Genomic DNA, 17,545 nt, shown 5'->3' with positions numbered 1-17,545 from the left:
CCGTCAGCCTACGACGTGGTAGTTGACCTCTTCAGCGAACAGTCCTTGCACCGGCCGAAGATCGCGAAGTGCTTCAGGTCGGTGTCGAACCCGAACTGCCGCCGCAGCTTGGCGGTGAACTCGGCGGCCACGTCCACGTCGGCCTCGATCACGTTCTCGCAGTCGCGGCAGACCAGGTGCAGATGGTGGTGGCGGTCGGCGAGGTGGTACGTCGGCGCACCGTGCCCGAGGTGGGCGTGGCTGACCAGGCCCAGCTCCTCCAGCAGCTCCAGCGTCCGGTAGACCGTGGAGATGTTGACCCCCGACGCCGTCTTCCGCACTTCGCCGAGGATGTCGTCGGGGGTCGCGTGCTCAAGGGTGTCCACGGCTTCGAGGACAAGCTGCCGCTGCGGCGTCAGCCGGTAGCCGCGCTGCCTGAGGTCGCTCTTCCAGTCGGTGCTCACCACACCCACGAGTCTAGGACCACTCGGTGTGGCCCACTTGGGGAAGACGGGCCTACTTGAAGAAGGCGATGCCGTCGTCCGGGAGGTCGTCCGGGAGGGCCTTGGCCCAGCGCTCGACGTCCTCGGGGGTGACGACCTTCTTCAGGTGGGCGGACATGTAGGGGCGCAGCTCGACCTCGGGGGTCTGCTTCTCGCCGACCCACATGAGGTCGCTCTTGACGTAGCCGTAGAGGCGCTTGCCGCCGCTGTAGGGCTGGGAGGCGGCCGTGCGGGCGACGGCGTCCGTGACGAGGTCGATCTGCGGCTTCTGGTGGGCCATCTCGCCGTACCAGATCTCGATGACGCCGTCGTCGCGGGTCATCGTCACCTCGACCTTGCGGTCGGCGTCGATCCGCCAGTAGCCGGACTCCGACTCCAGCGGGCGGACCTTGTTGCCGTCGTTGTCGAGCACCCAGGTGTGCGAGTGGTACTCCAGGAAGTCCCGGCCGTCGTGGGTGAAGCTGACCTCCTGCCCGAAGTTGCACTTCTCCGAGCCGGGGAAGTCGTGCACGCCCGCCCCGGCCCAGTTGCCGAGCAGGAAGGCGAGCGGGACCAGGTCCTTGTGCAGGTCGGACGGGATCTCGATCATGAGGGAAGCTTCCTAGAGGTGGTTCAGCGCTGGCCCTGGTACAGCTTCTTCACGGTCAGACCGGCGAAGGCGAGCACGCCGACGCAGACCAGGACCAGCAGGGTTTCGAAGAAGATCTCCACGGGTGCTCCTTGAGCGAGGGTGGGCATACGACAGAGCCGGGCCCCAGCTTACGCGGCCGGGAGCCCGCTCTCTTTGCGAGGTCGTCCGTAGCGGCGTCACCCTTCGGGCCCCAGTCGAGCAGCCGCTGCTGCAGGACCACCGTCTGCTGGAACGGGATCTCCTTCGCACCGTCCGCGCGGGACTGCACCACGAGTGCGATGACGTCGCCGGAGGCCGCCGAGGGGTACGAGTCGTCCATCGTGCTGGAAGGAGCCCCGCGCAGGGCGAGCGTCGGACCGTCGTAGCCGCGGAACTCGTCGTCCTCCGCGGAGCCGGCCCGGCAGCGACGGCGCCCGCGGGATCGGTCGACGGCGCCACCGTCAGCGGCGTACTCACCGCCCTGTGTATGGCCACGCTGATCGGGACAATCGTCCTCACGGCTACGCTTCCCGTATGACCAACAAGCTCGTGATCAAGGTGACGGCCGGGGCCGATGCCCCTGAGCGCTGCTCGCAGGCGTTCACCGTGGCCGCGGTGGCCGTGGCCAGCGGGGTCGAGGTGTCGCTGTGGCTGACCGGGGAGTCGTCCTGGTTCGCGCTGCCGGGGCGGGCCGCCGAGTTCGAGCTGCCGCACGCGGCGCCGCTCCCGGATCTGATCGAGTCGATCCTGGCCGCCGGGCGCATCACGCTCTGCACGCAGTGCGCGGCCCGGCGCGAGATCACCGAGAAGGACGTCATCGAGGGCGTACGGATCGCCGGTGCGCAGGTCTTCGTACAGGAGGCGCTCGCCGACGGCGCCCAGGCGCTCGTGTACTGACGCCTCACGGCCGCGGGCGCTTCTTGCCGTCCAGCTCGTCCCACCACTCGTCCGACTGGGGATCGCCGGAGGGGTCGTCCCACCAGCGGTCCTCGGGGCCGCGCCGGTTCGCGATCATCGCGGCGACCGGCGGGATGATCATGGCCACGATGCACATGCCGACGGCCGCCGGCACCGACCAGATGCGCACGACCCCCCAGGCCAGGACGAAGAGGCCGATGCACGTCCCCATCATGGCGAAGTAGATGTGCCGCCGCCGCGCGTACATAAGTTCAGGGTAGGCCGTGGCCCGGATCCGGCACGCGGGACCGGCGTAGGCCACACCAGTCGGCGGTCGCGGCCGTTCGGTGGACGCACCGGCAGCGAGTCGGCTGTCACAAGTGATCCACATTCTTCCCCGGGCCGCGCGCCGCGGAGTTACCTTGGCGTAGCCAAACCACCGACCGCCGACCCGGGGGATACACCACATGCGCGCCCTGCGAATAATCCTGATCCTCGTCGTGATTCTGGGTGGGCTGTTCGTGATCGCGGACCGGGTGGCCGTGCACTTCGCCGAGGGGGAGGCCGCCGACAAGCTGAAGTCGACGGAGAACCTGGCCTCGACGCCGGACGTGAGCATCAAGGGGTTCCCGTTCCTCACCCAGGTCGCGGGCGGCTCGCTCGACGACGTCGAGGTCGGGATCAAGGACTACGAGGCCGCGACCGGGACCGCCGGGAAGACGATCCGGATCGACGATCTGCAGGCCGACATGAAGGGCGTCTCCTTCTCCGGCGACTACAGCTCCGCCACCGCCTCCAGCGCCACCGGCACCGCGACGATCTCCTACGCCGAGTTGCTGAAGACCGCCAAGCCCGAGCCGACCGAGGTCGTCCCCGGCCTCAAGGCCAAGGTCGTCAGTCTCGCCGACGGCGGCCACGGGAAGATCAAGGTGACGGCCAAGCTCACCGGCACGCTCGGCCCCCTGCCGATCAACCAGACCGTGTCCGTGCTCAGCACCGTGACCGTCGAGAACAACAGGGTGCAGGTACACGCCGACTCCCTGCCCAAGCTCGCCGCCGCCGCGATCGCCGAGAACCGCATCCGCGAGATCACCGACTTCCAGCAGGCCATCAACCAGCTGCCCGGCGGCGTCAGGCTGGACAAGGTGCAGGCCGCGCAGGACGGCGTGGAGATCAGCGTGCAGGGTTCGGACGTCAAGCTGGCGGGGTAGGACCACGCCCGGACGGCAGGCGTACGTCCGACTGGCGAGACGGGTCGTCCGTTGAGTAGACGCGGCGACCCGCGCGAGCGCTCGGGAGGCCGCGGGGCGGCCGCCGGGCGCTCTTCTCGTCCCGCCATACGGACGATCGTGTCTCGTCATATGACACGCCGGTGACACGCCCGCCCGGACGTCCCTACGATCGCATGCATGAAGCGACAGGCGGATCTCACGAAGCGGCGGGCAGTGGACCTGTGCCGCGTTGCCGCCATGCTCTGTCGCCCCTTCTGAGCGAAAGTCCCCGGCTTCCGCATCTCACCGCAGCCCTGCTGGAAGGGCACCCGTGCGCCGCTCGGGCCCTACGAGCGCGCACCCCTGTACTCGCACACCCCGCCGCAACTGCCCCGGAGGAGAAAGAGCATGAGCCGCACCGACGTCCTGGTCGATGCCGACTGGCTGCAGGAGCACCTGGACGACCCGGCCATCGCCATCGTCGAGGTGGACGAGGACACGTCCGCCTACGAGAAGAACCACATCAAGAACGCGATCCGCATCGACTGGACCAAGGACCTGCAGGACCCGGTCCGCCGCGACTTCATCGACCAGGAGGGCTTCGAGAAGCTCCTGTCGGAGAAGGGCATCGCCAACGACACCCTGGTGGTCCTCTACGGCGGCAACAACAACTGGTTCGCCTCGTACGCCTACTGGTACTTCAAGCTCTACGGCCACGAGAACGTCAAGCTCCTCGACGGCGGCCGCAAGAAGTGGGAGCTGGACGCCCGCGAGCTGGTCGCCGGCGACGAGGTCCCGGAGCGCGCCAAGACGGAGTACAAGGCCAAGCCGCAGGACACCTCGATCCGTGCCTTCCGTGACGACGTCGTCGCCGCGATCGGCTCGCACAACCTGGTCGACGTGCGCTCGCCCGACGAGTTCTCCGGCAAGCTGCTCGCCCCGGCGCACCTGCCGCAGGAGCAGTCGCAGCGTCCGGGTCACGTCCCGAGCGCCCGCAACATCCCGTGGTCGAAGAACGCCAACGACGACGGCACCTTCAAGTCGGACGAGGAGCTGAAGGCCCTCTACGCCGAGGAGAACGTGGACCTCGCCAAGGACACGATCGCCTACTGCCGCATCGGTGAGCGCTCGGCCCTGACCTGGTTCGTGCTGCACGAGCTGCTCGGTGTCGAGAACGTGAAGAACTACGACGGCTCCTGGACCGAGTACGGCTCCCTCGTCGGCGTGCCGATCGAGCTCGGCGCGAACAAGTAAGCCCACCCCTCATCCATCCCGACCGACCTCCCGGTCACACCCCTCTGGAGAAACAGCATGTGCGGAGCGAAGGCCGGCGGCCCGGACGCCTCGACGATCAAGCCCGGTGAGACCACGATCCAGGGTCAGGTGACCCGCGACGGCGAGCCGGTGACGGGCTATGTCCGTCTGCTGGACTCGACCGGCGAGTTCACCGCCGAGGTTCCGACCTCGGCGACCGGTCAGTTCCGGTTCTACGCGGCCGAGGGCACCTGGACGGTCCGGGCGCTGATCCCGGGCGCGACGGCCGACCGCACGGTCGTCGTGGCGGAGAAGGGCGCGCTGGCCGAGGTCGCCATCGCGGTCTGATCGGGCCTGCGCGAAGCGGCAGCACAGTGACGGTCGAAGGGCCGCATCCCCGGGGTTGGACGCCAGTGGGGGTGCGGCCCTTCGGCATGCGCGGTGGGCCGTTGCTAGCGCGACGCGCCTCATTGCGCCAGTAACGACACGCTTGCTGCTGGGGTAGGCACTAGTACTAAGATCATCCAAAAGGTCTAGCGGTGAGTCAATTCGCCTATTTCCACGGTGATTTGACGCCTCCTCGATGAACGGCGAGCGGCCGTTATCGGCCACAATTCCCCCAATTGGTGTACAAAAACGCAGTCTCTCGCCATTTCCGACATGACAGCCATAGCGGTCGGCGAATACGTTCCATGACGACCGGCCAACGTGTCGGTGTCTCAGAGACTGGAGAAGCACGATGAAGATCTCGCGTTCCACCGTCGTCACCGCTGCGGCAGCGGCTGCCGCGGCTCTGGCCGCGACCGGCGTCACCTACGCCTCGGCCGCCTCCGCCCCGGAGGCGGCGCCGGCCGTCCACCAGGCGGCCGCTGCCGCCCCGCTCGGTGGCGCCGGCAACAACAACGGCAACGGCAACGGCAACAACAACGGCAACGGCAACAACAACGGCAACAACAACAACGGCAACAACAACTTCGGCAAGGGCAACGAGGGCCGCGAGGGCCGTGGTGGCGGCCGTGGTGGCGGCTGGGGCGGCGGCTGGGACGGAGGCCGGATCGAGATCAACGAGCGGTCCTACTCCGCCCACCCGGGTGACTGCATCACCGTGGTCAGTGGCCTGGGCGCCAAGACGCTGAACATCCGGAACGACAGCCGCCGGGTTGTCGAGGTGTTCCGCGGCGCGGTCTGCGACAACGGCGCTCCCGTCGCCACTGTCGGACCCCACAGCCAGAGCGACGGCGTGCGCGTCCGCCACACGGAGGGCCTCCACGTCAAGGACGGCGTGGTCGGCAGCTTCCGCGTGGTCGGCTGCCCCTGGGGCGGCTGGGGCGGCGGCTGGGGCGGCGACGGCGGCTGGGGCGGCGACGGCGGCTGGGGCGGCGGCGACGGCGGCCGGGGCGGCGACGACGGCGGCTGGGGCGGCGGCGAAGGCGGCTGGGGCGGCGACGGTGGTGGCCGGTAACCCAGAGCCCGCCGGCAACCCGCAATCCGCCGGCAACTCACAGCCCGCTGTATGACATGGAGCCCCGGCCCGCCGGAATCGGGCCGGGGCTCCGGCTTGTCCCCCGTGCGGCAACGGACGGGGCGTGATCGAGGGGGAACGGCTCTAACCGAGCGCCCTTCCCAGCACCCACACCACGGGCGCGGCAGCCGACAGCGGCAACGCCACCCCGGCCGTGAAGTGCACGAACCTCGACGGGTAGTCGTAACTGGCCACGCGGTGACCGATCAGCGCGCACACCCCGGCGGCCGCGCCGAGCAGCGCGCCCTTCGCGCCCAGCCCGGTCATCCCGCCCACGGCGATCCCCGCGCCGGCCGCCGCCAGCAGCGAGACCACCACCGACGCCGGTGTCGGCAGCGGCAGGACCCGGGCCAGGATCGCCACCGCCACCGCCGCGGCGCCCACGGACACCGCGTGCGCGCCGGCGCCCAGGTACCCGGTGGCCAGCACCGACAGGGCCGACGAGACGACCGTCGCCATCAGGCCGTACATCCGCTCGTCCGGCGAGGCGTGCGAGCGCAGCTGCAGGACCAGGGCCAGCAGGACCCAGATGCCGAGCGGACCGAGGATCGCCGCGGGGGCGTGGTCACGGCCGGCGACCAGCACCGCCGCGTCGGCCGCCAGCCCGCCCAGGAACGCCAGCGCGATGCCCTGCCGGGCCGGCCACATGCCGTTCAGCCGGAACCAGCCCGCCGCCGTCACGCCCTGCAGCACCACCAGCGGCAGGACCAGCGCGTACGAGGCGACCGGCGCCGCCGCGGCCAGCAGCAGGCCCAGCAGCGCGGTCAGCAGCGCCGGCTGCATACCGGGCTCGATGATCGGCGAACGGCCCTCGAGGCGCGCCCGCTGGGCGTCCGTGATCCGGGCGTTCCCGGCGAGCGTGGCGGGGCCGTAGGCCGGCCCGGACTCGGGTACGGCTTCCGGGGCGGGGGTGGCTGCGGGTGCGGGTGCAGTGTGCGGCTCCGGTTGCGGAGCGGCCGCGTACTGCTGCTGCTGATACTGCTGGTGTTGCTGCTGGTACGGCCCCTCGTACGCCTGCGCCGGCGGATACGCCGCCTGCGCGGGCGCCTGCAGCGACGCGTGCGTCTGCGAATCCCAGGTCTGCCCCTGCCACTGCTGGGTGCGCTGGGGGTCGTAGCCGGGCTGTTGCGGCCCGTGTCCGGCGTGCTGATCCTGCTGGGGCCACTGCTGCTGATAGGGGTCGTAGCCCTGGTAGCCCTGGTAGCCCTGGTAGCCCTCGTGGGGGCCCTGGCCCTGATACGGCTGGTCGCTCATCTCACCCTCCTGCGAACGGCGGGAGCACCTCGACCGTGCCGCCCTCGGCCAGCCGTACCGTCTCATGCGCGCGGGTCCCGACGGGGTCACCGTCGACGAGGAAGGAGCAGCGCTGCAGCACGCCTGTGAGTTCACCGGGGTGGCGCGCGCGCACGGCGGCCAGCGCGTCGGCGAGCGTGTCCGCGTCGTACGGCTCCTCGGCGACACCGGCCGCGGCCTTGGCGGCGGCCCAGTAGCGCACCGTGACCTTGGGCATCTGATTCCTCAATCGACAGCGAGTAAGAAATAAAGAGTGCAGTCAGGCTAGCCCGCCTTGACGGCCGCCCAGCCCGCGATCCGGGCGAGCAGGGCGTCGTCCGCCGCGTGCTCCGCGTGGCCCATGCCCGCCTCCACCCAGAGTTCGCCGTGGTCACCGGCCGCCTCGGCGAGCATCCGGGGGTGGTCGAGGGGGAAGTAGCCGTCGCGGTCGCCGTGCACGATCAGCAGCGGGGTGGGGGCGATCCCGGGGACCGCCTCCGAAGGGGAGATCGGGACCGGATCCCACTCGCGGTGGTGGATCCGGGTGTGCAGGCCGTAGCGGCCGACCAGGCGGCCCTCGGGGCGGGTGACCAGCCAGTGCAGGCGGCGCATGGGGGCCGTGCCCCGGTAGTACCAGCGGGCCGGGGCGCTGACCGAGACCACCGCGTCGACCGTGGCGGGCTCCAGGGCGGCGTGCCGCAGGACCACCGAGCCGCCCATGGAGAAGCCGACGGTCGCCACGCGCGCGTGCCCGCGGCCGCGGGCCCAGGCGACTGCGGCGGCGAGGTCCAGGACCTCCTTGTCTCCGACGGTGGAGCGGCCGCCGGAGCGTCCATGGCCGCGGAAGGAGAAGGTGACGACCGCGCCGTAGCCGCGCAGGACGCCCGCCACCCGTCGAACGTGCGGACGGTCCACGTCCCCGGTGAACCCGTGGGCGACGACGAACACCAGGTCACGGGCGGCCGAATGGCCGGTGTCGGGATCGGATCCGGAACTTTCGTATACGACGGCGCCCGGATCGTATACGGAATCGATCGGAATTCCGTCGGCGGTGCGCAGAAACGTCCGGATAGGCGCCTGTCTGCGTGTCTCGCGATTCGGACGAACGGTGGAATGCGCCACTTGACCTGCCGAACGGTTCCTCATGTGGGCTATTCTGCTGGGCATGAGGACTCGGGCAGTGCAGCCCCCGGGTCCTTTTGTGCTTTCGGAAGCGTTGTATACGAAGTGGGAAACCCCAGGCGAAGGCGCCGGGGAGGGCCCGCGGTGTACGGGGCCTTCGGGATCGCAGAGCAGTGCCCGTCCGCACAGCCGCGCAGGGACCGAGGAGGAACCAGACATATGAGTTCTCTGCTGCTCCTGACCAACGCCCTCCAGCCGTCGACGGAGGTGCTGCCCGCCCTCGGCCTGCTCCTGCACAACGTGCGGGTGGCCCCGGCGGAGGGCCCCGCCCTGGTCGACACCCCGGGCGCCGACGTCATCCTCGTCGACGGCCGCCGCGATCTGCCCCAGGTGCGCAGCCTGTGCCAGCTGCTGCGCTCCACCGGTCCGGGCTGTCCGCTGATCCTCGTCGTCACCGAGGGCGGCCTCGCCGCCGTCACCGCCGACTGGGGCATCGACGACGTGCTCCTCGACACCGCCGGCCCCGCCGAGGTGGAGGCGCGGCTGCGGCTGGCCATGGGCCGCCAGCAGATCGTCAACGACGACTCCCCGATGGAGATCCGCAACGGCGACCTCTCCGTGGACGAGGCGACCTACAGCGCCAAGCTCAAGGGCCGGGTCCTGGACCTGACCTTCAAGGAGTTCGAGCTGCTGAAGTACCTCGCCCAGCACCCGGGCCGGGTCTTCACCCGCGCCCAGCTGCTGCAGGAGGTGTGGGGCTACGACTACTTCGGCGGCACCCGCACGGTCGACGTCCACGTACGGCGGCTGCGCGCCAAGCTCGGCCCGGAGCACGAGTCGCTGATCGGCACCGTCCGGAACGTCGGTTATCGATTCGTTACGCCCGAGAAGGCCGACAAGGCCGAGCGGGCCGCCGAGCAGGCCAAGGCCAGGGCGGAGCAGGCAAAGGCGGAGGATGCGGACACATCCGCCGTCCGTGACGGCTCCGAGATCCACGCCGACGTCTAGCGCAGGCATGAACGCCGTTCGGGCCGGGCATTGCTTCCGCACATCCAAGCACTGATACGCCCTGCCCAGAACGGGTCAATCCGCGTAGACTCCGCGCGTGGCCAAGGTGACTCGGGATGACGTGGCACGGCTGGCTGGAACCTCCACCGCCGTCGTCAGTTATGTCATCAACAACGGACCCCGGCCGGTCGCCCCGGCCACGCGCGAGCGTGTCCTCGCCGCGATCAAGGAACTGGGGTACCGCCCCGACCGGGTCGCCCAGGCGATGGCCTCCCGGCGCACGGATCTCATAGGCCTGATCATCCCGGACGCCCGGCAGCCCTTCTTCGGCGAGATGGCGCACGCGGTCGAGCAGGCCGCCTCCGAGCGCGGCAAGATGGTCCTGGTCGGCAACACCGACTACATCGGTGAACGCGAGGTCCACTATCTGCGCGCCTTCCTCGGCATGCGCGTCTCGGGCCTGATCCTGGTCTCCCACGCGCTGAACGACCTCGCCGCCGCCGAGATCGACGCCTGGGACGCCCGGGTGGTCCTGCTGCACGAGCGCCCCGAGGCCATCGACGACGTCGCCGTGGTGACGGACGACCTCGGTGGCGCCCAGCTCGCCGTGCGCCACCTGCTGGAGCACGGCTACGAGTACGTCGCCTGTATGGGCGGTACGGCCGAGACCCCGGCCGTCGGCGACCCGGTCTCCGACCACGTCGAGGGCTGGAAGCGGGCCATGGCCGAGGCGGGGCTGTCCACCGAGGGCCGGCTGTTCGAGGCGCCGTACAACCGCTACGACGCCTACCAGGTCGCCCTGGACATCCTCTCCGGCCCCGAGCGGCCGCCGGCGATCTTCTGCTCCACCGACGACCAGGCGATCGGCCTGCTGCGGGCGGCGCGCGAGCTGCGCATCGACGTGCCCGGCAAGCTGGCGGTGGCCGGGTTCGACGACATCAAGGAGGCGGCGCTGGCCGACCCGCCGCTGACCACGGTCGCCTCGGACCGCTCGGCGATGGCCCGGACGGCGGTCGACCTGGTGCTCGACGACGGGCTGCGGGTGGCGGGGTCGCGGCGGGAGCGGCTGAGGACGTTCCCGTCCCGGCTGGTGGTGCGCACGAGCTGCGGCTGCGAGGGTTGAGCCGCACCGGCAGGTGTGGGCCCTGAGCCGCACCGGCAGGTCTTTATATCGGGCAAACGAGGTTCTGCCGGGCTTCTCAGCGAGCACTCAGGAAGCTCTCATGGTCACAGGGGAGGCTTCTGACATGACCGAGAGCCAGGGTGGATACACCCAGCAGCCGAGTAGCAGCTACTCCACCTCCGTCAGCCCCGAGTGGCCGCCTCCGCCGCCGTACCCGCCGGTGACGGCGGTGGCGCCGGAGCCGCGGAAGAAGCACAACCGGGGTCCCGTCGCCCTCCTCGCGGCCGTCGCCATCGTCGCCGCCGCGGTGGGCGGTGCCACGGCGTACGGCTTCCAGGAGCTGACCGGCAAGGACACGGTCTCCGCCACCGGTACGACCACGAACGTGGTGCCGACCGGCAAGCGGGGTGACGTCGCCGCGATCGCTGCCGCGGTCAGCCCGAGCGTGGTGGAGATAAGCGCGACTCTCAGCAGTGGCTCCTCCACCGGCTCCGGTGTGATCATCACGTCGAACGGCGAGATCGTCACCAACAACCACGTCATCTCCGGGGCGCAGTCGATCAAGGTGCGCACCAGTGACGGCACCAGCTACACCGCCGATGTCGTCGGCACCGACAGCTCCAAGGACCTCGCGCTGATCAAGCTTCACGGCGCGTCGGATCTGAAGCCCGCCGCCCTCGGCAACTCCTCCGGCGTCCAGGTCGGCGACTCGGTCGTCGCGATCGGCTCCCCCGAGGGCCTGACCGGCACCGTCACGAGCGGTATCGTCTCCGCCCTCAACCGGGACGTGACCGTCTCCACCGACGAGACCCAGGGTCAGGGGCAGGGCGGCGACGGACAGTGGCCGTTCCAGTTCGGCGGCCGTCAGTTCAACGGCGACACGGGTTCGTCCACGACGACGTACAAGGCCATCCAGACGGACGCCTCCCTCAACCCGGGCAACTCCGGCGGCGCCCTGATCGACGCGAGCGGCAACGTCATCGGCATCAACTCCGCGATGTACTCGTCGAGCCGGCAGTCCTCCTCGTCCTCGGACGCGGGCAGCATCGGCCTCGGGTTCGCGATCCCCGTCAACACCGTCAAGTCCGACCTGGCCAAGCTGCGGTCGGGCAACAACAGCTAGCGCGTGAGCCCCGCACCAGGCAGCGCGTGGCACGGCACCAGTCAGCAGGGAGTACGTCATGATCACCAAGGTTTCGCACCAGATCGCCGACCACGGTCCCACCGACCTCACCCTGGCCCTCACGGTCTCCTGGGACCTGCACGTGCCGATCCCGGCGCCCCGCAAGCCCGAGCAGGCGTCCCGTGCACCCGAGGTGGTCGTCACGCCGGTCCCGCAACTGATGGGCCTGCGCACCGGCCCCGTCCGCACCCACCGCCGCAAGGTCCCCATGAACCGCTTGACCGCGGCGCTGGCCTGACCCGGGGGCTGACGCCGGGGGCGGGGCTGACGCCGGGGCGGGCCTGACCGTCGAGGCCCGGCCCGCCCCCAGGCCTGAGCCCCGGGTTGGGCCTGACCGCCTGGGTTGGACCTGACATCTCGGTTTGGGCCTGACACCTCGGGTTGGCCTGGCCGCCGGGGTTGGACCTCACACCAGCGGGAACTGGCCTCAGTCGAGCCCAGCGTCGGGCGAGCCCCAGACGGGACTGGACTCGAACGGGCCCGGCCTCAGGCAAGCCCCGGACAGCACTGACCCCGCACGGGCCCAGCCTCGGGTGGGCCCCGGACAGCACTGGACTCGGATGGATCCAGCCCTCTGGTGGGCCCCGGCGGGACCGGACTCGGACGGACCCGGCCTCGGGCAAGGCCCGGACGGCACTGACCCGCACAGGCCCAGCCCCGGACGGGACCGGACTCGGACGGGCCCAGCCTCGGGTGGGCTCAGCCTCGGGTGGGCTCAGCCTCGGGTGGGCCCCGGACGGCACTGACCCCGGACGGGCCCGGACTCGGACGGGACCGGACTCGGACGGGACCGGACTCGGACGGGACCGGACTCGGACAGGCCCAGCCTCGGGTGGGCCCCGGACGGGACCGGACTCGGACGGGACCGGACTCGGACAGGCCCAGCCTCGGGTGGGCCCCGGACGGCACTGACCCCGCACAGGCCCAGCCCCGGACCAGCCCCGGACGACACTGGACTCGGACCGGGTGGGCCTCCGGTTCGGGCCTGACGACCGCCGGGTCCTGCCGCCGGACCGGGGCCGACCTCCGGGCCGGGACCCGACCACCATCCGCGGCAACCGCCGCGGCGGCCGGCCCTCGGCACCAGCCTCGCCGACCGCACCGACCCCGCATCGACCACCGTCAAAGCCGGCCCCGGACCGGGTCCGACCCCCGGCCAGGGCACCGAAGGCCGAGCACGAACCGACTGCCGAACCGACCGCCCCACGGGCCGCACCCGGCAGGTCTGCCTCCCGGACCGTCGGTCGTGGCAGGCTGAGAGTCAGCCGAGAGGCACCCCCATCCACCCGCCCCAACCACCGCACCCCGAGGAATCGCGAGCCATGAGCCCCGCCGAAGGCGACCCCCAGCGCATCCTGATCGTCGACGACGAGCCGGCCGTACGCGAGGCGCTCCAGCGCAGTCTCGCCTTCGACGGGTACGACACGGAGGTGGCCGTCGACGGCGCGGACGCGCTGGAGAAGGCGACCGCCTACAAGCCCGACCTGGTCGTCCTGGACATCCAGATGCCGCGCATGGACGGCCTGACCGCGGCCCGCCGTATCCGCGGGGCGGGAGACACCACCCCGATCCTCATGCTGACGGCCCGCGACACCGTCGGCGACCGGGTGACCGGCCTCGACGCCGGCGCCGACGACTACCTGGTCAAGCCCTTCGAGCTGGACGAGCTGTTCGCCCGTATCCGCGCCCTCCTGCGCCGCAGCTCGTACGCGGCGGCGGTGTCCGCCGAGGCCCAGGAGGACGAGGCGCTGACCTTCGCCGACCTGCGCATGGACCTCGTCACCCGTGAGGTCACACGCGGCGGCCGGCAGGTGGAACTGACCCGCACGGAGTTCACCCTCCTGGAGATGTTCATGGCGCACCCGCGCCAGGTCCTCACCCGCGAGCAGATCCTGAAGGCGGTCTGGGGCTTCGACTTCGAGCCCTCCTCCAACTCCCTCGACGTCTACGTCATGTACCTGCGCCGCAAGACCGAGGCCGGCGGCGAGCCGCGCCTCGTGCACACCGTGCGGGGCGTGGGGTACGTCCTGCGGCAGGGCGGCGCCGAGTGAGCAGGCTGGTACGGCGCTACCGGTCCCTGCCGATCAGGGCCCGGCTGGCGATGCTGGTCGCGGCGGCGGTGGCGTTCGCGGTGGCGGCGGTCTCGGTGACGTGCTGGTTCATCGTGCAGGGGAAACTGTACGACCAGGTCGACACCGACCTGCAGAAGGCGATCCAGCGTCCCCAGATGGCGGACGACGTCACCACGCTGTTGTCCAGCTGCCCCCAGGCCCCGTCGGAGTCGGCCTTCGGGTTCCGGTCGCGCGGCAACTACTACTTCGAGCTGGTCAAGGCGGACGGCACGGCCTGCATCTTCTCGAACTCCGCGGGCGCGGTGAAGACCGTCTCCAGCGACCGGGACGTGGCGAAGTCGGTGGACAGCCGCAAGGGCCTCCTCCGCAACGGGACGGACAGCAACAGAGACGCCGTTCGCGTGCTGACCATGCCCTTGGTGGTCAACGAGGGCGTGGCGACCCCGCCCCAGCTGTACCCGAACACGGCCCTGCTGGTGGCCACACCGCTCAAGACCACCCAGGACACCCTCAACGACCTGGCCCTCATCCTGCTCCTCGTCTCGGGGATAGGAGTCGTCGGGGCCGGCGCCGCGGGCCTGGCCGTCGCCCGCGCCGGTCTGCGCCCGGTCGACAAGCTGACCGAGGCCGTGGAGCACGTGGCCCGGACCGAGGACCTGACCATCCGCATCCCCGTGGAGGACGACAGCGAGGACGAGGTCGCCCGGCTCTCCCGGTCCTTCAACTCCATGACCGCCTCCCTGGCCAGCTCCCGCGATCTCCAGCAGCAGTTGATCGCCGACGCCGGCCATGAACTCCGCACGCCGCTGACGTCGTTGCGCACGAACATCGAGCTCCTGACCCGCAGCGAGGAGACGGGCCGTCCGCTGCCGCCGGAGGACCGCAAGGCGCTGCTCACCTCGGTGAAGGCGCAGATGACCGAACTCGCCGCGCTGATCGGCGACTTGCAGGAGCTGTCCCGTTCGGAGGGGCAGCACGGTGAGCGGGTCCAGGTGGTGTCGTTCCAGGACGCGGTCGAGGCGGCACTGCGCCGCGCCCGTCTGCGCGGCCCGGAGCTGACGATCACGTCGGACCTGGAGCCCTGGTACGTCCGGGCGGAGCCCTCCGCGCTGGAGCGCGCGGTCGTCAACGTCCTCGACAACGCGGTGAAGTTCAGCCCCGAGGGCGGCTCGGTCGAGGTGCGGCTGACCGACGGCGTCCTGACCGTCCGCGACCACGGCCCCGGTGTCCCGGAGGACGAACTCCCGTACGTCTTCGACCGCTTCTGGCGCTCCCCCAGCGCCCGCGCCCTGCCCGGCTCGGGCCTCGGCCTGTCCATCGTGGCCCGCACGGTCCAGCAGGCGGGCGGCGAGGTCACCCTCTCCCCCGCGCAGGGCGGCGGCACGGTGGCGACGATACGGCTGCCGGGCGCGCCGACGTCGCCGCCGGAGACGCCGGAGACGACCGAGACCCTGGTCGGCTGAGCGAGCCGGCGGTCACTCCGGCTTCGGCAGGGCGCGCAGTCGCCGGATCCGGGAGCGGCTCAGCTCGGGTCTGCCAGGTGCTGCCGGCCCGCCGCCCTGCTCGCGGTGTGAGCGTGCGCGTTCCGCGACCCGTCCATGACCGGCGCGTGGCGGCGGATCGTATCGCCCACCCCCTCCTCACCGCCCCGCACACGAGGTCTAGCCTCTCCTCGGTCGCGCACACTTCCGGTGCGCCGGGGAGGGGATCTCCATGGACGAGGGCGCGCCGGCACGGGAGTACCGCAGGCAGCGAAGACGGCCCCTGCACGCCGCGGTGGTGCCGCTCATCCTCCTGGGCAACGCCGCGCTGCAGACCATCCGCACCCGCCACGACGTGCCGATCTGGTGGACCCCCGTGCTGCTCGCCGTTCTCGTGGCGGTCGGCGTGTGGGCCGCCCTGTCGGAGTGGCGGGCGCGCACCGTGGTGACGGCCCGGGGAATCACCCGCCAGGGCCCCCTGCGGGCACGCACCTGGGCATGGTCCACCGTCTACGACATCCGGATCGAGTACTCCGGCAGCCAGCCCCTCAACGCCCACCCCCGGTGGCTGGCCTACCTGTACGACCTGGAAGGCCGCCGCTTCCTGCTCCCGCAGATCAACGAGTGGCAGCTGGACGATCCCTGCGCCGAGGTCGCGGCCCTGCGCGAGGCCGCCTGGCGGTACGGGATGCCCTACGGGCAGCGGGCCGAGATCGAGGAGGGGATCCTGCGGCAGGCCGGGCGACGACGGGGATGGCAGTGGGCGAGCGTCGCGGCCGTGGGGGTGTTCGCCTTGATGATCCTGGTCGCGCTGGGGGAGGACGTCGCCGGGACGCCGGCCAACCTCTACCTGCTGCTCCTGGTCATACCGCTGGCCGCTTTCGGCCTGCTCGGGCTCCTGCTCGCCCGGTACTTCGCCGCCCGCGCCCTGCGTCTGCCGCGCTGAGCGCCCCGCCGGAAATGCCGCGATGTGCCGTCGGCCGTCTGCGGCGTCATCGCCCTCACCGGCGCAGGATCAGTGTGTCGTCGCCCGTCGGCGCCGCCACCACCTCCGGCAGCGGCTGGGCGAGACGGGCGTACACGCCGACCCCGGGCGAGGAGTGCCTGGTGCGTGCCCGTCTCCGCCAGGCGTCCGTGGTCGACGACCAGGACGCGGTCGGCGTCGGGGGCGAGGGACAGGTCGTGAGTGATCACGAGGGACGTACAGCCCGACAGGAAGGCGGCGAACGCGAGGAGTCGACCGAGGGGCATCCGGCCGGCGGAATCTCCCAGACGCCCAGCCCGATCACCGCGAGCACGCGGAGCGTCTCGACGACCTCGACGAACTGCTCGCCCAGCCGGGCCCCGCGCACGCTCGCCCGCAGCCAGGCGCGGGCCTCGCGGTCGAGCCGTTTCTCCTCGTCCCGCTGTTTGTTGTACGCCTGGGTGAGGACGACATTGCCGAGCGACTCCTCCACCACCGAGGTGATCGCGCCGTCCGCCACCCGCCCGTCACGTGGCCAGCGCCAGGTCCCAGCGCAGCCAGAAGGCGGCGGTGGCATGGAAAACGGCGGAGAACGCGGCCGAGACCGCGCCCACGACGCCGGAGACCATCAGTTGTTCGATGGACTCGACGTCTCCGGTGAGCCGCTCGACCAGGTCGCCCTGGCGGTGCTGCTGGAAGAAGTGCGGCAGCAGGTCCTGGACATGGCGGAAGACGGCCGCGCGCAATCGCAGCACGAATCTCTCGGCGGTCCAGGCGGCCAGGGAATTGCCCAGACAGCCGACGAGCGCGACGAGCGCGGCCGCGCCGAGCCAGGCGCCCGCCCGGTCCCCAGAAGGCGGACAGTGAACCGGCCTTCAGGGCGTGGTCGGTCAGCTCGGCGAACAATAGGATCGCGGCGGTCTCGGCGAGCGCGGAAACAACCACGCGGGCGGTGATCACGCCGAGCCATTTGCGGTCCCCGCGGGTCAGCGGCCAGAACCGGCGGAAGGCCTGTCGGGCTTCCGCGAGCATCGACGACTCCTTTCCACAGCTGTGGACAGACGCTCTGCCCACCTGACGACGGCCCTGCTCAGCCCTTGCCGCCGGCCGGCCGGTGCTTCGGCGCGTGCCCGGGCCGCTTCTCCGGCGCCGGCTTCTTCCGCTCCGGAGCGGGCTCGCAGTGCTTCTTGACCGGGGCGAGCTTGTGGAAAGACATGGCGATTCTCCGTTTCCTGTGATTCGCGTCGGAGAATTCCGACAGGGAAAAAATTACGGCATTCCGAGACCGAGAAAAGGCAATTCCGGTGAGACCCCAATGAAAGAGCACTGTGGGTAATTCACAGG

General features: G+C 70.9%; 20 protein-coding genes and 1 pseudogene. 13 read left to right on the top strand and 8 right to left on the bottom strand.

Going from position 1 to position 17,545, the window contains the following annotated elements:
- Positions 1 to 8: 8 nt before the first annotated feature.
- Together ACZ5NH_RS36330 and ACZ5NH_RS36325 are read right to left on the bottom strand one after the other, a co-directional pair.
- A complete protein-coding gene (locus ACZ5NH_RS36330; protein WP_451554065.1) occupies positions 9 to 446 on the bottom strand; it encodes a Fur family transcriptional regulator in 438 nt (145 codons plus the stop codon).
- A 49-nt stretch (positions 447 to 495) separates the two neighbouring features.
- A complete protein-coding gene (locus ACZ5NH_RS36325) occupies positions 496 to 1,071 on the bottom strand; it encodes a heme-binding beta-barrel domain-containing protein (RefSeq protein ID WP_388630859.1) in 576 nt (191 codons plus the stop codon).
- A gap of 555 nt (positions 1,072 to 1,626) precedes the next feature.
- Between ACZ5NH_RS36325 and ACZ5NH_RS36320 the strand changes: the two genes are divergently transcribed.
- The gene (locus tag ACZ5NH_RS36320; RefSeq protein WP_450985661.1) at positions 1,627 to 1,989 is read left to right on the top strand and encodes a DsrE family protein; all 363 of its coding nucleotides are present in this window, start codon (positions 1,627 to 1,629) and stop codon (positions 1,987 to 1,989) included.
- 4 nt (positions 1,990 to 1,993) lie between these two features.
- Here ACZ5NH_RS36320 and ACZ5NH_RS36315 read toward each other — a convergent pair whose 3' ends face one another.
- On the bottom strand, positions 1,994 to 2,257 hold the full coding sequence (locus ACZ5NH_RS36315; RefSeq protein WP_388630868.1) for a DUF3099 domain-containing protein: 264 nt from the start codon (positions 2,255 to 2,257) through the stop codon (positions 1,994 to 1,996).
- A 199-nt stretch (positions 2,258 to 2,456) separates the two neighbouring features.
- Between ACZ5NH_RS36315 and ACZ5NH_RS36310 the strand changes: the two genes are divergently transcribed.
- The 5 genes from ACZ5NH_RS36310 (at position 2,457) to ACZ5NH_RS36290 (ending at position 5,916) form a co-directional block, all read left to right on the top strand.
- Positions 2,457 to 3,200 carry an LmeA family phospholipid-binding protein gene (locus tag ACZ5NH_RS36310; RefSeq protein WP_388630870.1) on the top strand — a complete coding sequence of 248 codons (744 nt, stop codon included), beginning with the start codon at positions 2,457 to 2,459 and terminating at the stop codon, positions 3,198 to 3,200.
- A 198-nt stretch (positions 3,201 to 3,398) separates the two neighbouring features.
- Positions 3,399 to 3,479: an Ms5788A family Cys-rich leader peptide gene (locus ACZ5NH_RS36305; protein ID WP_350751515.1), complete on the top strand. Its 81-nt coding sequence runs from the start codon at positions 3,399 to 3,401 to the stop codon at positions 3,477 to 3,479.
- Between the two features lie 129 nt (positions 3,480 to 3,608).
- On the top strand, positions 3,609 to 4,454 hold the full coding sequence (locus ACZ5NH_RS36300; protein WP_450985659.1) for a sulfurtransferase: 846 nt from the start codon (positions 3,609 to 3,611) through the stop codon (positions 4,452 to 4,454).
- A gap of 57 nt (positions 4,455 to 4,511) precedes the next feature.
- The gene (locus ACZ5NH_RS36295) at positions 4,512 to 4,802 is read left to right on the top strand and encodes a DUF1416 domain-containing protein (RefSeq protein ID WP_384776111.1); all 291 of its coding nucleotides are present in this window, start codon (positions 4,512 to 4,514) and stop codon (positions 4,800 to 4,802) included.
- Between the two features lie 391 nt (positions 4,803 to 5,193).
- The gene (locus ACZ5NH_RS36290; protein WP_468781421.1) at positions 5,194 to 5,916 is read left to right on the top strand and encodes a hypothetical protein; all 723 of its coding nucleotides are present in this window, start codon (positions 5,194 to 5,196) and stop codon (positions 5,914 to 5,916) included.
- A 144-nt stretch (positions 5,917 to 6,060) separates the two neighbouring features.
- Here the strand turns inward: ACZ5NH_RS36290 and ACZ5NH_RS36285 are convergent, their stop codons facing one another.
- From ACZ5NH_RS36285 to ACZ5NH_RS36275, 3 genes are read right to left on the bottom strand one after another with little or no spacing between them, the layout of a single operon-like run.
- Positions 6,061 to 7,230, bottom strand: a complete 1,170-nt coding sequence (locus tag ACZ5NH_RS36285) for a hypothetical protein (protein ID WP_468781419.1) — start codon at positions 7,228 to 7,230, stop codon at positions 6,061 to 6,063.
- Between the two features lies 1 nt (position 7,231).
- A complete protein-coding gene (locus ACZ5NH_RS36280; protein WP_388630882.1) occupies positions 7,232 to 7,486 on the bottom strand; it encodes a MoaD/ThiS family protein in 255 nt (84 codons plus the stop codon).
- A 47-nt stretch (positions 7,487 to 7,533) separates the two neighbouring features.
- Positions 7,534 to 8,394, bottom strand: a complete 861-nt coding sequence (locus ACZ5NH_RS36275) for an alpha/beta hydrolase family protein (protein WP_468781417.1) — start codon at positions 8,392 to 8,394, stop codon at positions 7,534 to 7,536.
- Between the two features lie 195 nt (positions 8,395 to 8,589).
- On the opposite strand from ACZ5NH_RS36275, the gene ACZ5NH_RS36270 reads away from it, so the two are divergent.
- The 7 genes from ACZ5NH_RS36270 (at position 8,590) to ACZ5NH_RS36240 (ending at position 16,183) form a co-directional block, all read left to right on the top strand.
- Positions 8,590 to 9,378 (top strand): winged helix-turn-helix transcriptional regulator, encoded by a 789-nt coding sequence (locus tag ACZ5NH_RS36270; protein ID WP_388630888.1) that lies wholly within the window; start codon positions 8,590 to 8,592, stop codon positions 9,376 to 9,378.
- Between the two features lie 97 nt (positions 9,379 to 9,475).
- Positions 9,476 to 10,501 carry a LacI family DNA-binding transcriptional regulator gene (locus ACZ5NH_RS36265; RefSeq protein WP_468781415.1) on the top strand — a complete coding sequence of 342 codons (1,026 nt, stop codon included), beginning with the start codon at positions 9,476 to 9,478 and terminating at the stop codon, positions 10,499 to 10,501.
- A gap of 124 nt (positions 10,502 to 10,625) precedes the next feature.
- Positions 10,626 to 11,624, top strand: a complete 999-nt coding sequence (locus tag ACZ5NH_RS36260) for a S1C family serine protease (RefSeq protein ID WP_468781413.1) — start codon at positions 10,626 to 10,628, stop codon at positions 11,622 to 11,624.
- 58 nt (positions 11,625 to 11,682) lie between these two features.
- The gene (locus ACZ5NH_RS36255) at positions 11,683 to 11,922 is read left to right on the top strand and encodes a hypothetical protein (RefSeq protein WP_388630896.1); all 240 of its coding nucleotides are present in this window, start codon (positions 11,683 to 11,685) and stop codon (positions 11,920 to 11,922) included.
- Between the two features lie 1,084 nt (positions 11,923 to 13,006).
- Positions 13,007 to 13,735 (top strand): response regulator transcription factor, encoded by a 729-nt coding sequence (locus tag ACZ5NH_RS36250; protein WP_388630899.1) that lies wholly within the window; start codon positions 13,007 to 13,009, stop codon positions 13,733 to 13,735.
- On the top strand, positions 13,732 to 15,219 hold the full coding sequence (locus ACZ5NH_RS36245) for a sensor histidine kinase (protein ID WP_468781411.1): 1,488 nt from the start codon (positions 13,732 to 13,734) through the stop codon (positions 15,217 to 15,219). The genes ACZ5NH_RS36250 and ACZ5NH_RS36245 overlap by 4 nt, the downstream gene beginning before the upstream one ends.
- 250 nt (positions 15,220 to 15,469) lie before the next feature.
- On the top strand, positions 15,470 to 16,183 hold the full coding sequence (locus tag ACZ5NH_RS36240; protein WP_468781409.1) for a PH domain-containing protein: 714 nt from the start codon (positions 15,470 to 15,472) through the stop codon (positions 16,181 to 16,183).
- Positions 16,184 to 16,449: 266 nt separating this feature from the next.
- On the opposite strand, the pseudogene ACZ5NH_RS36235 reads toward ACZ5NH_RS36240, so the two are convergent.
- Positions 16,450 to 17,233 (bottom strand): annotated as a pseudogene (locus tag ACZ5NH_RS36235) (ABC transporter transmembrane domain-containing protein); the annotation flags it as partial.
- Positions 17,234 to 17,291: 58 nt separating this feature from the next.
- Complete coding sequence (locus tag ACZ5NH_RS36230; RefSeq protein ID WP_468781407.1) at positions 17,292 to 17,417, bottom strand: hypothetical protein; 126 nt, start codon at positions 17,415 to 17,417, stop codon at positions 17,292 to 17,294.
- Positions 17,418 to 17,545: the final 128 nt, after the last annotated feature.

This window comes from Streptomyces sp. NPDC031426 (assembly GCF_055581585.1).
Note: the sequence above shows the minus strand (reverse complement) of the source record. Positions and strands in the feature narration are given on the sequence as shown.

Coding starts and splice junctions, on each gene's coding strand:
- ACZ5NH_RS36230 (WP_468781407.1), bottom strand. CDS start 17,417: ATGTCTTTCCACAAGCTCGCCCCGGTCAAGAAGCACTGCGAGCCCGCT.
- ACZ5NH_RS36290 (WP_468781421.1), top strand. CDS start 5,194: ATGAAGATCTCGCGTTCCACCGTCGTCACCGCTGCGGCAGCGGCTGCC.
- ACZ5NH_RS36250 (WP_388630899.1), top strand. CDS start 13,007: ATGAGCCCCGCCGAAGGCGACCCCCAGCGCATCCTGATCGTCGACGAC.
- ACZ5NH_RS36260 (WP_468781413.1), top strand. CDS start 10,626: ATGACCGAGAGCCAGGGTGGATACACCCAGCAGCCGAGTAGCAGCTAC.
- ACZ5NH_RS36280 (WP_388630882.1), bottom strand. CDS start 7,486: ATGCCCAAGGTCACGGTGCGCTACTGGGCCGCCGCCAAGGCCGCGGCC.
- ACZ5NH_RS36240 (WP_468781409.1), top strand. CDS start 15,470: ATGGACGAGGGCGCGCCGGCACGGGAGTACCGCAGGCAGCGAAGACGG.
- ACZ5NH_RS36315 (WP_388630868.1), bottom strand. CDS start 2,257: ATGTACGCGCGGCGGCGGCACATCTACTTCGCCATGATGGGGACGTGC.
- ACZ5NH_RS36270 (WP_388630888.1), top strand. CDS start 8,590: ATGAGTTCTCTGCTGCTCCTGACCAACGCCCTCCAGCCGTCGACGGAG.
- ACZ5NH_RS36325 (WP_388630859.1), bottom strand. CDS start 1,071: ATGATCGAGATCCCGTCCGACCTGCACAAGGACCTGGTCCCGCTCGCC.
- ACZ5NH_RS36310 (WP_388630870.1), top strand. CDS start 2,457: ATGCGCGCCCTGCGAATAATCCTGATCCTCGTCGTGATTCTGGGTGGG.
- ACZ5NH_RS36300 (WP_450985659.1), top strand. CDS start 3,609: ATGAGCCGCACCGACGTCCTGGTCGATGCCGACTGGCTGCAGGAGCAC.
- ACZ5NH_RS36295 (WP_384776111.1), top strand. CDS start 4,512: ATGTGCGGAGCGAAGGCCGGCGGCCCGGACGCCTCGACGATCAAGCCC.
- ACZ5NH_RS36285 (WP_468781419.1), bottom strand. CDS start 7,230: ATGAGCGACCAGCCGTATCAGGGCCAGGGCCCCCACGAGGGCTACCAG.
- ACZ5NH_RS36255 (WP_388630896.1), top strand. CDS start 11,683: ATGATCACCAAGGTTTCGCACCAGATCGCCGACCACGGTCCCACCGAC.
- ACZ5NH_RS36305 (WP_350751515.1), top strand. CDS start 3,399: ATGAAGCGACAGGCGGATCTCACGAAGCGGCGGGCAGTGGACCTGTGC.
- ACZ5NH_RS36320 (WP_450985661.1), top strand. CDS start 1,627: ATGACCAACAAGCTCGTGATCAAGGTGACGGCCGGGGCCGATGCCCCT.
- ACZ5NH_RS36275 (WP_468781417.1), bottom strand. CDS start 8,394: ATGAGGAACCGTTCGGCAGGTCAAGTGGCGCATTCCACCGTTCGTCCG.